General features: G+C 71.9%; 11 protein-coding genes and 1 pseudogene. 3 read left to right on the top strand and 9 right to left on the bottom strand.

All coding sequences use genetic code 11. From position 1 onward, the window contains the following. Nucleotides 1-33: 33 nt before the first annotated feature. Complete coding sequence (locus tag GTY96_RS08675) at nucleotides 34-1,974, top strand: protein kinase domain-containing protein (RefSeq protein WP_161664445.1); 1,941 nt, start codon at nucleotides 34-36, stop codon at nucleotides 1,972-1,974. A gap of 34 nt (nucleotides 1,975-2,008) precedes the next feature. On the opposite strand, the gene GTY96_RS08680 is transcribed toward GTY96_RS08675, so the two are convergent. The 5 genes from GTY96_RS08680 to GTY96_RS08700 form a co-directional block, all read right to left on the bottom strand. Next, nucleotides 2,009-2,551, bottom strand: a complete 543-nt coding sequence (locus GTY96_RS08680) for a ClpXP protease specificity-enhancing factor SspB (RefSeq protein WP_143899665.1) — start codon at nucleotides 2,549-2,551, stop codon at nucleotides 2,009-2,011. Nucleotides 2,552-2,586: 35 nt separating this feature from the next. Next, nucleotides 2,587-3,072, bottom strand: coding sequence for an SsrA-binding protein SmpB (gene smpB / locus GTY96_RS08685; protein ID WP_014398822.1), 486 nt, complete (start codon nucleotides 3,070-3,072; stop codon nucleotides 2,587-2,589). A gap of 17 nt (nucleotides 3,073-3,089) precedes the next feature. Beyond that, a complete protein-coding gene (gene panC / locus GTY96_RS08690; protein ID WP_161664446.1) occupies nucleotides 3,090-3,944 on the bottom strand; it encodes a pantoate--beta-alanine ligase in 855 nt (284 codons plus the stop codon). Nucleotides 3,945-3,946: 2 nt separating this feature from the next. Continuing rightward, entirely contained in the window at nucleotides 3,947-4,855 is a 909-nt protein-coding gene (panB, locus tag GTY96_RS08695; protein ID WP_143899669.1) for a 3-methyl-2-oxobutanoate hydroxymethyltransferase, read from the bottom strand. 171 nt (nucleotides 4,856-5,026) lie between these two features. After that, nucleotides 5,027-5,671 (bottom strand): deoxynucleoside kinase, encoded by a 645-nt coding sequence (locus GTY96_RS08700; protein WP_143899671.1) that lies wholly within the window; start codon nucleotides 5,669-5,671, stop codon nucleotides 5,027-5,029. Between the two features lie 195 nt (nucleotides 5,672-5,866). On the opposite strand from GTY96_RS08700, the gene GTY96_RS08705 reads away from it, so the two are divergent. Further along, on the top strand, nucleotides 5,867-6,154 hold the full coding sequence (locus GTY96_RS08705) for a hypothetical protein (RefSeq protein WP_143899673.1): 288 nt from the start codon (nucleotides 5,867-5,869) through the stop codon (nucleotides 6,152-6,154). A gap of 6 nt (nucleotides 6,155-6,160) precedes the next feature. Here the strand turns inward: GTY96_RS08705 and rsmA are convergent, their stop codons facing one another. The 4 genes from rsmA to GTY96_RS08725 all read right to left on the bottom strand — a co-directional run bounded on the left by rsmA (nucleotide 6,161) and on the right by GTY96_RS08725 (nucleotide 12,764). Then, nucleotides 6,161-7,045 carry a 16S rRNA (adenine(1518)-N(6)/adenine(1519)-N(6))-dimethyltransferase RsmA gene (gene rsmA / locus GTY96_RS08710; RefSeq protein WP_161664447.1) on the bottom strand — a complete coding sequence of 295 codons (885 nt, stop codon included), beginning with the start codon at nucleotides 7,043-7,045 and terminating at the stop codon, nucleotides 6,161-6,163. Between the two features lie 9 nt (nucleotides 7,046-7,054). Continuing rightward, nucleotides 7,055-8,053, bottom strand: coding sequence for a tRNA (adenosine(37)-N6)-threonylcarbamoyltransferase complex transferase subunit TsaD (gene tsaD / locus GTY96_RS08715; RefSeq protein ID WP_143899677.1), 999 nt, complete (start codon nucleotides 8,051-8,053; stop codon nucleotides 7,055-7,057). Between the two features lie 41 nt (nucleotides 8,054-8,094). Then, on the bottom strand, nucleotides 8,095-10,953 hold the full coding sequence (locus GTY96_RS08720) for a response regulator (protein WP_161664448.1): 2,859 nt from the start codon (nucleotides 10,951-10,953) through the stop codon (nucleotides 8,095-8,097). 143 nt (nucleotides 10,954-11,096) lie between these two features. Beyond that, nucleotides 11,097-12,764 (bottom strand): J domain-containing protein, encoded by a 1,668-nt coding sequence (locus GTY96_RS08725; protein ID WP_328700809.1) that lies wholly within the window; start codon nucleotides 12,762-12,764, stop codon nucleotides 11,097-11,099. Nucleotides 12,765-12,914: 150 nt separating this feature from the next. Between GTY96_RS08725 and GTY96_RS08730 the strand changes: the two are divergent. After that, nucleotides 12,915-13,409: pseudogene (locus tag GTY96_RS08730) on the top strand (hypothetical protein); the annotation flags it as partial.

Raw genomic sequence — 13,409 nt, forward strand, 5'->3', positions numbered from 1 at the left:
GGTACCATCCGCGCCCTTCCGGAGGATGACCTCGTGACGTCGCGCTATCGGCTGCTGCAACCGCTGGCCACGGGAGGCATGGCGGAGCTGTTCCTGGGGGTGGCGAAGGGGGCGGAGGGCTTCGAGCGCACCGTGGCCATCAAGCGCGTGCTGCCGCACCTGGCGCGCGAGCCGGACATCGCGAGCATGTTCGTGTCGGAGGCGCGGCTGTCCATGCTCCTCCAGCACCAGAACATCGTCACCGTGCATGACGTGGGGGAGAGCACCGAAGGGCTCTTCCTGGTGATGGAGCTGGTGGATGGATGGGACCTGGGCGCGCTGCTGCGGGCGGTGACGCGCCAGGGGCTGCGCGTCCCGCCGCACCTGGCCGTGTTCATCGCGAGCCAGGCCCAGGCGGGTTTGCAGCACGCGTACCGCAAGCAGAGCGCGGGGCAGCCGCTGGTGACCGCGCACCGGGACGTGTCCCCGTCCAACGTGCTGGTGTCGCGCGAGGGCGAGGTGAAGGTCACCGACTTCGGCATCGCGCGGCTGGCGGGCCTGTCGCGCACCGAACCCGGGGCGTTCAAGGGCAAGCTGCCCTACGCCGCGCCGGAGCTCCTCCGGGGCGAGCCGGCCACCGCGCTGAGCGACCAGTTCTCCCTGGGCATCATCCTGGCGGAGCTGCTCGCGGGGCAGCACCCGTTCGGCTCGTCGGCGGAGCCGATGGCGGTGGCGCACTCCATCCTCAACCGCGCGCCCGCGTCGCTGCCGGACGTGCCGGCGTCACTGGCCACGCTGGTGCTGCGCATGCTGTCACGCGACCCGGGGGGCCGCTTTCCGGAGCCGGAGGATGTGTCCGAGGCGCTCGCGCGGTGGCTCGCGCAGGCGGGCGAGCCCGCGTCGTCGCACGCGCTGGCCATGTTCCTGCGCGGCGTGAAGCTGCCCGCGTCCGTGGGAGAGCGCGCCCGGGCCGCCCAGGCGGAGGCGCCGGCGTCGACGTCCGCGTCGTTCGTGATGTCCGTCCCATCGGGAGAAGGCCCGGGCCCTCAAGCGCTGGAGCCTGCCACCCGCGCCTCCACGAGGGCCTACGGGACCCCGGAGAGTGCCCCGACCGCGAAGCACTCCGCGCCGTGGAAGCCCTCCCCGGCGGCCGTCCCCGTCAGCGGGGAGGAAGAGGCACCATGGAGCCCCAGCCCCGGTGGGGCTTCGCTGTCGGCCTCAGGGGAAGTGCTCCACGCCTGCACCTTGTGTGGGGCGGCCCTGGAGTCGCCCGAGTCCCCCTGCGAGTCCTGCACCCAGCGGCCTTCCGCCGCCGGCTCGGGGCGGGCGGCCCCCCCAGGAGACAGGGCCCCGGCCCGCCCGGGCGAGGGCGGTGCTCGCATGGCCACCACCGGACGGGACGGCGGCAGCGGGCGGGCCCCCGGTGCGCCCCCTGCAGGAGCCCAGACGGGACGTGTCTCTGGCGGCGGGGGGCCCGCGGCGGCACGGGCGGCGCTCCCAGAGGATGCTCCGGCGATGGCCACGCAGGCGCTCTCCGACGTCGACGAGTCGGAGCGGATGAACCGGCCCAGCATCCGCGAGGCGGGCGCGGGCGACCTGGAGCTGGAGGCACGCGCGCCCCGTCCAGAGGGCACGTCGTGGGAGCTGGAGCCGCCGGTGTCCCCCCGCCCTCGCAGGCGCTGGGGCGTGGCGGTGGCGCTGTTCGGCGTCGCTGCGGTGCTCGCGGCGGGCGCGCTGTTCGCGTGGCCTCGCTACGAGAGACAGGTGCTGCAGGCGCTCGGCGTCCCCACGGCCCTCGTGTCCATTCGCAGCGAGCCCTCCGGGGCCACCGTCTTCGTGGATGGCGTGCAGGTGGGCGTGACGCCGCTCGTGATGGACAACATCTACCCGGTGCGTGCGGTCCCGGTGCAGCTGAAGCTCCGGGGCTACCGTCCCTGGACGGGCTCATTCATGGGCGGCAAGAAGGCGGACGTGGACGCGGAGCTCAAGCGCTGAGCGTCCACGCGCCGCCGGTGTCGCGAGGACCGCCCTACTTCACCAGCCGCAGGTGACCGCGGCGCGGAGGCTGCGGCTCCTCCGGCGGGCCCCCTTCGGGCGTGGGCGGCGGTGCCACCTCCGGGCGCGTCTCCGGCTCGTCCCGGTGCTCGCTCTGCACCTCGCGCAGGAAGGCGCGGGGGCGCTCGGCGGCGACGGGCACGGGCGTGGGCGGCGGAGGGCGCGCGACGGAGGCCGAGCCCACCGGGGGCTGCTGGAGCAGCTCCGGCGGCATCTCCTCCGGGTACATCCAGAACTCCTTCGTCACGTGGCTGGCGATGGCGAACAGCGCCGACCAGGGCACCGCCACGGTGAAGCGCGAACCGGAGAAGCTCAGCGTGGAGCGCACGCCCCACTCGCTCACCGTGAGGTCGGGGGGCTCGAAACGGTAGGAGAGGTTGAGGCGCAGGTGTGCTTCGCCACGGAGGCTGGCGGGGACGAGCACGCCGGGGCGGCGCGCGTCCAGGTGGATCATCACCATCCCCTGATCCAGCGCGGCCAACAGCCGCTCCTTCTTGTCGGAAACCTTCTTGTCCATTCCAGCCTGTCCGGCGGGGAATTGCGGGCGCGCCCTCAACGACGGCGCACTTCCCGGTCCATCTCCCGCTTCGTCTCCCGTTCCTTGATGTCGTGGCGGCGATCTTCGTGCGTCTTGCCGCGGCACAGGCCCAGCTCCACCTTGGCCCGCCCCTTCCTGAAGTACAGCACGAGCGGGATGATGGAGTAACCGCGCTCGCGCACCTTCGCCGTCCACCGGTCGATCTCCGCCCGGTGCATCAGCAGCTTCCGGCCCCGGGTGGGGAGGTGGTCGAACACACTCGCCGCCTTGTAGGAGCCGATGTGGGCATTGAGCAGGAACAGCTCCGTGCCCTTCTGCAGCGCATAGGCGTCCGACAGGTTGGCCGTTCCTTCCCGCAGCGATTTCACCTCGCTGCCGGTGAGCTCCAGCCCCGCTTCGATCTTCTCATCCACCGTGTAGTCGAAGCGCGCACGCCGGTTCTCGGCAATGAGCTTCACCCCCGGCTCGGCACCCACACCCTTCGACTTTCCAGCGGCCATAACGTGTCCCGAGTCTCCTAACCGGCCAGGGGCATGTTGTCGATGAGCCGCGTGGCCCCCGAGAAGGCCGCCACCAACATGCGCGCCGTCTGCCCGGGCGCCACCGTCCCCAGGGGCGAGAGCGTCCCCGCGTCCCGTACCTCGACGTAGTCCTCGCGCAGGTCCGCCGCCTTCAATTCGCGGCGGGCGGCCTCCACCAGGGCCCCCGTGTCCCGGGTGCCAGCGGCGAGCAGGGCCTGCGCCGCCCGGATGCCCTTCGACAGGGCCAGGGCCCGCTGCCGCTCCTCGGCGGACAGGTAGGCGTTGCGGCTGCTCATCGCGAGCCCGTCCGCTTCGCGCACCGTGGGCATGCCCACGATGTCCGCCCCCAGGTGCAGGTCGCGGTTGAGCGCGCGGATGACCTGGAGCTGCTGGTAGTCCTTCTCCCCGAAGAGCGCCACCTTCGGGCGGAAGAGCGACAGGAGCTGCGTGACGATGGTGGCGACGCCCCGGAAGTGTCCGGGACGCCGCTCGCCGCACAGCCCCTGGCTGACCTCCGTGACGTCCACGTAGGTCTGGTAGCCAGGGGGGTACATCGCCGCGGGCTCGGGCGCGAACACGGCGGTGACGCCCGCGCTCGCGCACTTGCCCAGGTCCCCCTCGAAGTCGCGCGGGTAGCGCGCCAGGTCCTCGCGGGGACCGAACTGCGTGGGGTTCACGAAGATGGAGGCGGCCACCACGTCCGCGCGACGGCCGCCCTCCCTCATGAGCGAGACATGGCCCTCATGAAGGAAGCCCATGGTGGGCACGAGCGCCAGGCTCCGGCCCTCCTGCTGGAGGGTGGACACCCAGGCCTTCACTTCCGGCACCGTGCGCAGGACGTGAGGGGCCATGGCTAGACCGGCGCCCCGTAGATGCCGCCGACCTTCTCCACCGGCTCACCCGGCGCTTCCGCGTCCGGCGTCACCGGCGTGGGCGTCACCAGCCGGATGCCCTTGGTCGCCTTGAAGCTGTGCTCCTCGTCCGGGAACGAGCCCCCGCGCACTTCGGAGAAGAACGTACCCGCGGCCTCCGTGATGTTCCCGTGCAGGTTGGCGAAGCGCTTGACGAACTTCGGCTTGAAGTCCGGGTTCATGCCCAACAGGTCGTAGCAGACCAGCACCTGTCCATCGCAGTGCTTGCCCGCGCCGATGCCGATGGTGGGGATCTTCAGGCTCTGCGTGATGGTGCGCGCCAACTCCAGCGGCACGCCCTCCAGCACCAGCGCGTAGGCGCCGGCGGCCTCCAGCGCGAGCGCGTCGTCCAGCATGCGGCGCGCGGCGTCCTCGTCGCGGCCCTGAACCACGTAGCCCCCCATCTTGTGCACCGACTGAGGCGTCAGCCCCAGGTGGCCCATGACGGGGATGCTGGCGCGCACGATGGCGCGCACCGTGTCGGCGAACTCCGCGCCGCCCTCCAGCTTCACGCTGCCGACGTTGCCTTCGGCGACGAGCCGCCCGGCGTTGCGCACCGCCTCCTGCGTCGAGACCTGGTAGCTCATGAACGGCAGGTCGCCCACCACGTGCGCCCGCTTCGCGCCGCGGCTCACCGCCGCCGAGTGGTAGACCATCTGGTCCATGGTGACGGGCAGCGTGGACTCCTGGCCCTGGATGACCATGCCGAGCGAGTCACCGACCAGCAGCACGTCCGCTCCCCCTTCATCGAGGATGCGCGCGAACGTCGCGTCGTACGCGGTGACCATGCAGATCTTCTGACCGGACTGCTTCAGGCGCTTCAGCGTGTGGATGGTGACCTTGTCCTTCACGGTTCACCTCCTGTGTGTGAGACGGGTGGGACAGCCGCGTGGCACCTCGGGCCCCTCACCGTCCCCAAGGGGATCGCCGGAGGCCAGGGGTTCCACGCGGATGCACTCTAACGCCGTCGGGGCCGCGTGGGGGGATCACCGCACGCCGACCGGCCAGGCGGGCGTCGCCCGTCAGCCCCGCCGGGAGGACCGGGGGACGTAGTGCTGCACACCGGACTTCGCGGACTGGATGGCCTCCATCAGGTCCTCGCGGTCCGCTTCGTTGTGCACGAAGTCGATGTCCGACGTGTTCACCACCAGGAGCGGCGTGTCCGCGTAGTGCGCGAAGAAGTCGTTGTAGGCGTGCGTGAGCGACTCCAGGTAGCCCGCGTCGAACTTGCGCTCGAATTCGCGGCCGCGCTTCTTGATGCGATGCAGCAGCACGTCCAGCTGGGCCTGGAGATAGATGACCAGGTCGGGCTGGGGGACGCGGGGCCCCAGGGCCTCGAAGACGCGGTCGTAGAGGGCCAGCTCGTCCGACGCCAGCGTGAGGTTGGCGAAGATGCGGTCCTTGGCGAACAGGTAGTCGCTCACCGTGACGGCGCGGAAGAGGTCCTGCTGGAAGAGCTCCTGCTGCTGGCGGAAGCGCGACAGCAGGAAGAACACCTGCGTCTGGAACGCGAACTTCTGCCGGTCCGCGTAGAAGCTGGAGAGGAAGGGGTTCTCCTCCACGACCTCCAGGATGCGGCGGCTGCCCAGGCGCTCCGTGAGGAGGTTGGTGAGGCTCGTCTTGCCCACGCCGATGGGGCCTTCGACGACGATGTAGCGGTGGTCCATCGGCCCGAGGCCTCCGCCCCCGGAATCAACACATGCGCCACATGCGCGCGCGGGGGGCGGATAACACAACCATGCCCCCGTGCATCCGGCAATTTTCGCCGGACCATCCCGCTCTTGCACCGTCCGGAGCCATCCCCTACGGTGCCCGCGAACACGCTTCACGTAAAACGCGGGACAGCGGGAGTCAGCGGCCAGATGCGCGGCAGGCAGCGGGTGAAGACGGTGGTGGACCTGGTGGAGCCCACGGAAGCGGCGCCCGCCGCCCGTCCAGCCACGGCCCCGCCCGCGCCTCCGGTGGACGTGGACCCACTCTATGGAGTGGCCCTGCTCAAGACGGCCTTCGAGCTGAAGCGCCGGCCGGAGGGCTCCGTCGAAGAGGTGCTGAGCGCGGTGCTCGCGCGCCTGCGCATCGACGAGGACGAGTTCCGCGCCTTCCTCTCCCAGCAGGGGGGGCTCCTGGCCGTGCTGGGCCAGAAGCGCTGAAGTCCCCTACTCCGCGCCGTCCCCTTCGGCGTCTTCCGGCGCGTCGGGAGGCGGAGGCGTCGTGGCGGCGACGGGCCCCAGGGCGCGCTCGATGGCGGCGAACTCCTCGGGGGCCAGCGTCTCCGCGCGGCGGCCCGGATCGACGCCCGCCGTCTGGAGCGCGGCGAGCAACACCTCGGGCGGCGCGAGCCCCTTGTCGGACTTGAGCGAGTTGATGAGCGTCTTGCGGCGCTGGGCGAAGCCGGCCTTCACCAGCCGGGTGAAGCGGGCCTCGTCCACCAGCGGCGCGCGGGGCTTCGAGAGCCGCGTCAGGCGCAGCACTGCGGAGTCCACCTTCGGGGGCGGGTGGAAGCGCCACGCCTCCAGCGTGAGCACCTGCTCCACGTCGAAGTGCAGGCCGAGCAGCACCGTGAGCAACCCGTAGTCGCGGTTGCCAGGCTCGGCGGCCAGCCGCACCACCACCTCCTTCTGGAGGGTGAAGACGGCGCGCGAGATGTGGGCGCGCTGCGCGAGCACCTGGAAGAGGATGGGGCTGGTGAGGTGGTACGGCAGGTTGCCCACCAGGGCGATGTCGGGCGCGCCGGCCACCTGCGCGAAGTCGACCGTGGCGGCGTTGCCGGGCACCACGCGCACGCCGGGGATGGCCTCCTTCTCCAGCACGGCCACCATGTCGCGGTCGCGCTCCACGGCGGTGACGCGCGCGCCGGTGGCGGCCAGGAAGCGCGTGAGGTGGCCCAGGCCCGGGCCCAGCTCCACCACGGGCTCGCCCTCGCGCAGCGCGAGCGCGTCCGCGATGGACTGGAGCGCGTCCGGATCTCCGAGGAAGTTCTGGCCCCAGCTGTGCTTGGCGCGCAGTCCGTGGCGCTTGAGGATGTCGCGCGGCGATTCCACTTGAAGCCCCTACTCCATGCGCCAGGCGGGGTCGGCCGCGAGGCGGAAGTCACCGCGCAAGCCGCGGCGCCATGCTTCATACCCCGCGACGGCGATCATCGCGCCATTGTCCGTGCACAGGCGCACCGGGGGCAGGAACATGCGCAGGCCGCGCTCCTCCGCGCGGGCCTTGCACAGGGCCCTCAGCCGCGAGTTCGCCGCCACGCCGCCGCACAGCACGAGCTGCGTGTGGCCCAGCCTCCGCGCCGCCGCGACCAGCTTCTTCGACAGCACGTCCGCCACCGCCTCCTGGAAGGACGCGCACAGGTCGTGAAGTGCCTGCCCCTCCGGCACGCCGTGCTTCTGGACGTGGTGGAGCACCGCCGTCTTCAGGCCGGAGAAGGACACGTCGAAGTTGTCGCCCGGCAGCGCGCGAGGGAAGCGGATGGCCTCCGGGTCGCCCTTCTGGGCCAGCTCGTCGATGGGCTGTCCGCCCGGGTACGGCAGGCCGAGGATGCGCGCGGTCTTGTCGTAGGCCTCCCCGGCGGCGTCGTCGCGCGTGCGGCCGATGAGGCGGTAGTTCCCGTAGTCGCGCACCTCGTAGAGGCTGGTGTGGCCGCCGGAGACGACGAGCCCCAGGAACGGCGGCGCGGGCGCGTCCTCCAGCAGCCGGATGGCGAGCAGGTGCCCTTCCAGGTGGTTGGCGCCGACGAAGGGCTTTCCGGTGGCGAGGCTCAGGCCCTTGGCCACCTGGAGCCCCACGAGCAGCGCGCCGATGAGGCCGGGGCCGGACGTGACGGCCAGCAGGTCGATGTCGTCCAGCGTCTTGCCCGCGCGGGTGAGGGCTTCGTGGACCACCGGCATCACCTGGACGATGTGATTGCGGCTGGCCAGCTCCGGCACGACGCCGCCCCAGCGGCGATGGATGTCCACCTGCGTGGAGACGACGTCCGACAGGACGCGCCGCCCGTCCTCCACGACGGCGGCGGCGGTTTCATCGCACGAGGTTTCAAGTCCCAGGACGAGCACGGCGACTCCAAGAAGGACGGGAAGGCGGAAGGACCGGCCGCCTAGGTGCCCATCCCCTTGAGCAGTGCGCGTACCTCGTCCGCCGAGCTTCCCGTCGGTTCCAGGAACAGATACCGCTTGTAGGCCTCGGCTGCTCGGGTTTGCTCACCGGAGAACTGGAGCGAGCTGCCAAGCCAGAACCAGGCCTTCGCGTTCTTGGGCTCCGCGCGGACCACGTCCTGGAGCAGCTTGGCCGCTTCGCGGTAGCCGGACTCGCTGGTCCCGCTGTTGTTGGCGAGCGAGATGCCCAGGCCGGACTTGGCCTCGATGGAGTCACCGTCGAGCGCGAGCGCCTTGCGGTAGGCCCCCACCGCCGTCTTGAAGCTCCGGCGGGCCAGCGCCGCGCGGGCATCCTTGATGAAGTCCGCGTAGGTGGTCGCCTTCGGCTGGGCGGGCGGAGCGGTCTCGGGGGCCGTCGGGGGCGCGACGACCGCGACTCCCGCGTCGGGAATGGCCGCGGGCTCGGCCGTGGCCGTCTTCACGGGCGCGGCGCCGGCGTCCTCCACGGCGCTGGGGGTGGCCGTCTTCACCGGGGGAGCCCCCGCGTCGGCCGGGGGGGCTTCCACCACGGTCTTCACCGGCGGCGGCGCGACGTCCGGCGGGGGCTGGACCTCCGGAGGGTTGCGCGCCTCCGCGGGCGGCGCGGGCTGCGTCACCTTCGGCTCCGGAGGCGGGGGCGTTTCCGTGGTGCCCGAACCCCGGGAGATGACCACCGCGGCCACGGCCGCCACGAGGAGCAGCCCGGCCGCGACGTAGAGGCCCGTGCGCTTGGGCTTCATCGCGGCGATCAGCGCCGCGTCGTCCTCGTCATGCGTGGGCTTCGAGGTCGCCGAGGCAGCGGTCGCGGTGCTCGCGCCATGAGCAGGGGCATTCGTGCCGTGGGCTGGACCATTCGCGCCGGAAACCGGGGTGCCGTGGGCCGGGCCGTTCGCGCTGGACACCGAGGCATTCGAGCCTTGGGCCGGGCCGTTCGCGCCCGCCACCGAGGCGTTCGCGCTGGACGAGGGCGGCTCGACCACGGGCTCCGTGAAGTATGCCTCCGACGCGGGCAGCTCCTGCGCGGCGGCAGGCTCCTGTTCGGGAGAGGACGAGGCCCAGGCCGAGCGCGCTGCCTCGGAGAACTCGACGTTGAGGGTCGCGGGGGCCACCTGGGGCGGCACGATGCCGTGGCCCGGGTAGGGCGGCAGCGCCAGCTGCTGCGGCGCGGACTCCTCCATCGGCTCCAGGGCTTGCGGCTCCACGTCCTGGTGGGGCTCCGTGCCACTGACCAGCGTCACCTCGGACGAGGGCGGGGCCGGCGTCGGCGGCGGCACCGGCGCCAGCGGACTGGGCGCGATGGCGGCTCCCCCGAAGATGGGCGGGCGCGACGGCAGCGGCTCCACGGGCGCGGGCGCGGGCGCGGCGGTGAACGGGCTCGGCGCGGGGGCGCGGGACCCGGACGACCACGGGGAACCGGGCCCCCAGGTGCTGGACGAGCTCAGGCCCTCCGTGTCCACCCGGCTCCAGTCGAGCAGCAGGCTGCGCCGCGCATGGTCCACCGCGCGGTGCGCCGGGGGCGGCTCCACCAGGAACGCCGAGCCCTCCTGCGACAGCGGCGGGACGACGGGCTCCGAGGAGTCCTCCCCGAACGCGGGAGGCCCCCCGTCGCCAGGACGGGGGCGCGGCGGGAAGACGATCACCTGCGCGGGCTGCGCGGAGAGCGGCGCGGGCGCCACCTCCGCCACGGGCGTGACCTCTTCCACGGGCTCGACCGGCGCGGGCTCTTCGGCGTGCGCGGGCTCTTCGGTGAGCGCGGCCTCCGCCACGGGCGCCGGGGCCTCCACCACGGGCGCGGGCGCGACCTCCACCGGGATGGGCGGGGCGGTGTTCAGCCACTGCTCGATGCCCGGCTTGCTGCTCTGCACGGGCTCCAGCGGGGCGTTGCCCAGCTCGCGGATGAGCCCTTCGAAGTACAGCTTGCTGATGATGCCCAGCGCGGCCAGGTCCTCGAAGTCCGAGTCCTCCACCACGCGCGACAGCGCCCGCTTGCCATCGAACAGGCGCAGCAGGCCGTTCACCTCATCGGGGATCTCCGACAGGCGGTCCGCCAGCTGGTGGTAGTCGATCTCGAAGACCGTCTCCAGCGGCGGAAGCTGCTCGAGCATCCGGCCCCACTCGTCCAGCCGGCGCATGCCCTCCATGAGCAGGCCCTGGGTGGAGACCTCGATGCGCTCGGTCCGGTCGAGCGTGGTGAACTGCACGTCGAACTGACCTTCGAACGTGTTCAACAGGCGGTAGAAGGCGTTCTCGCCCTTGAGGCGCCCCAGCTCCGCGTCGATGACGCGGCCTTCCTTGAAGTAGACGGTGCCGGTGCGCTCGCCCTGGATGGAGATGACGCCCGTCTTGCGGCCGATCTCGAAGGTCTGGACCAGGTCCACGACGCCCATGTCGGCCAGGCTTCCCGCGAAGCCGCCCTTGGTCGTCTCCCGCTTCTCGATGCGTTCCTTCTCGGCCTTCTGAAGGATCATCTTCACGCGGGTGACGATCTCTTTGATGTAGATGGGCTTCGTCAGGTAGTCGTCGCCCCCGAGTTCCAGGCCGCGCACCTTGAACTCGACCGACTTCTGGTTCGTCAGGAAGACGAAGGGGATGAACTTGAAGCGCTCGTCGGACTTGAGCGTCTTGCAGAGCTCGAAGCCGTCCATCTCCGGCATCTTGGTGTCGGCGAGCACGAGGTCCGGCGGGCTGATCTGGACCTTTTCCAGCGCATCCTTGCCATGAATCGCCGTCGTGACGGAGAAGCCCGCCTTCTTCAGGCTGACCTCCATCACGCGCAGACTCTTCGCGTCACCATCGACGAGGAGCAGGTGCTGCTTGGCCACGTGGCATGCCTTTCAAGACGGGCGGGGCGGCGGATCCATCGGACGCGCCCCGTGGGGGCAAGCATCGGGTCCGGTTTCCAGGTGTGTCAATGGGCGGGACTGTCCGGAAAACCGACCGGTTCCCTCCCCGGAGGACAGGCAGGTCAGCGGAAGAGACCCTTCTTGGGCGGGTTCTTCTTGCGCATGTCGATGAGCCGCAGCTCCTGGTTCGCCTCCAGGTGCTTGGGGTTCGCGCGCACCGCTTCCCGGAAGTGGCGCTCGGCGCGATCCATGTCCCCTTCCACTCGGGCGATGACCCCCAGCTGGTAGTGGGCGCGATCGCAGTTGGGATCCGTGCGCACCGCGTCCGCCATCCACTGCTTGGCGCGGGGCATGTCGGCCTTGCGCGCGGGATCCATGTAGACGGACCAGGCGTGCGCGGCCAGGTACACGGGCCTGGGGTCCAGGGCGTTGGCGCGCTCGTAGTGCTCGCTGGCGGCGACGAAGTCGCGCTTGCGGAAGAAGACCTCGCCCATGCGGAAGAGGTCGTCCGCGTTGGTGTTGGGGCGGGCGGTGCCCGGGCTCCCGGGGCGGGCCTGCGCGGGCGGGGGCTTGGGGGCGGCCTGCGCGCCCTGCTGCGCCAGGACGTAGTTCTTGCGGCGCGTGTCGTCGTGGAGGACCTCGTAGGCCTCGCGGATGGACTCGAAGACGGAGGTCATCTTCTGCGCCAGGTGGGGCAGCGACGGGGGCAGCCGGTCCGGGTGGTAGAGCTTGGCGAGGCTCAGGAAGGCGGCCTTCACCTGATCGCGCGACGCGTCGTGCGGCACGCCCAGGGTGACGAAGTGGTCCTTCTTCGCCTGGATGTCCGCGTAGCGCTGCTCGATCTGCTGCGCGAGCCGGCCCTCGTCGGGCTTGGGGGGTTCGGGCGGGGCGGCGACGGCGGCGGGCGGGGGCGCGGCGCCCTCGGGCGAGGCCGGCGGGGCCGCGGGGGTGGGCGGGACCGGACGGGCGCCGAGCGTGCCCATGTTCTCCATGGCGCGGCGCAGGAGGCGCTGGCGCCGGAGCTTGGAGGCTTCGTCGGGGTTGGAAGGGTCTTCGGCCGCCACGTCGTCCTCGTCAAAATCCCAGTCGTCCAGATCGCCGGACAACCCGTCCTCAGTCTGGCCAGAAGCCCCCCCGTTGTCACCGGGGAAGGCGGAGGAGCCCAGAGAAGGCAGCGGCTCGAATGTCGCCTCGACGATGGCTTCGACGAGGAATTCGTTGGCATCCCCCGCCGACCGGACGTCCGAGCGGATGAGGGCTTCCAGGTGGGCGTCCACCTGTTGGAGGGCGGCCTCGAAGGAGGCGGTGAGGTTCTGGGCGGGGTCGTTGGACTCGTCGAAGGAGACGATGCGCCAGAGGTCGTCCTCGCTGGCGCGGGCGGGGCGCACGGGCGGGGAGGCGGCGGCGGGGAACTTCGGGGGCTGGACGGCCCAGAGGTCGGGCTGGGGGGGGGCCTGGACGGGGACGACCGGGGCGACCGGGGCGGGTGCGCGGGTGTCGGGGAGGGGCGCGGCGGCCGGGACGATGTCGCCCCAGCTCTCCGGCTCGACCTCCAGGAGGGGCAGGTCGGGTTCCGGGGGCGGGGCGACGGGGAAGCGCGAGGACTCCTCCGTGAGCCAAGGGTCCAGGGGGACGGAGGCCGAGCGGCGCAGGGCCTCGGCCATGTCCTGGAGCAGGGCGGCCTGGGCGCGCTTGCGGGCGTCGCCGAGGGCGGCGGTGTCGTCGCCGGTGGGCAGCTCCAGGGCGTCACGGGGGGACGTGGGGATGGAGTCCGCCCACGAGTTCGCCACGGCGGCAGGTTCGGGCTCCGCGGTGAGGATGATGTCCTCGGGCCCGAGCGACAGGGGTTCGGGCTCTTCCGTGGCGGCGGCGACGGGGATGAGGACGGGGGGCGGCGTGGGGGGGACGACCGGACGGGTGCGCCGGGGCAGGGAGGGAGGATGGGCGGGCTTGCCCAGTTCGGACCGGCGCTGGGCCTCCGCGGCACGGGCCTCTTCGGCGAGGCGGGCGGCTTCGGCGGCGCGGGCCTCTTCGGCGAGGCGGGCGGCTTCGGCGGCGCGGGCCTGCTCCGCGCGACGGGCTTCTTCGGCGAGGCGGTGGAGTTCGGCCTGCCGGGTGGCTTCGGCCTGGCGTTGGGCTTCAGCTGCCTCGGCGTGAGCGCGCGCGGCCTCGGCCTGTCGAGCCTCCTCGGCGAGGCGGGCGGCTTCGATGCGAGCGGCGGCTTCCGCGGCAAGGCGGGCCTCTTCTTCTGCACGGAGACGGGCTTCTTCCGCGAGGCGAGCCTCTTCGAGCGCCTGAAGTCGCGCCGATTCAGCGAGACGCGCCTCTTCGGCGAGGCGGGTCTCTTCAGCGAGGCGAGCCTCTTCAGCGAGACGTGCCTCTTCGAGCGCCTGAAGTCGCGCCGATTCAGCGAGACGCGCCTCTTCAGCGAGGCG

This window comes from Corallococcus silvisoli, from assembly GCF_009909145.1.
Taxonomy (GTDB): Bacteria; Myxococcota; Myxococcia; order Myxococcales; family Myxococcaceae; genus Corallococcus; species Corallococcus silvisoli.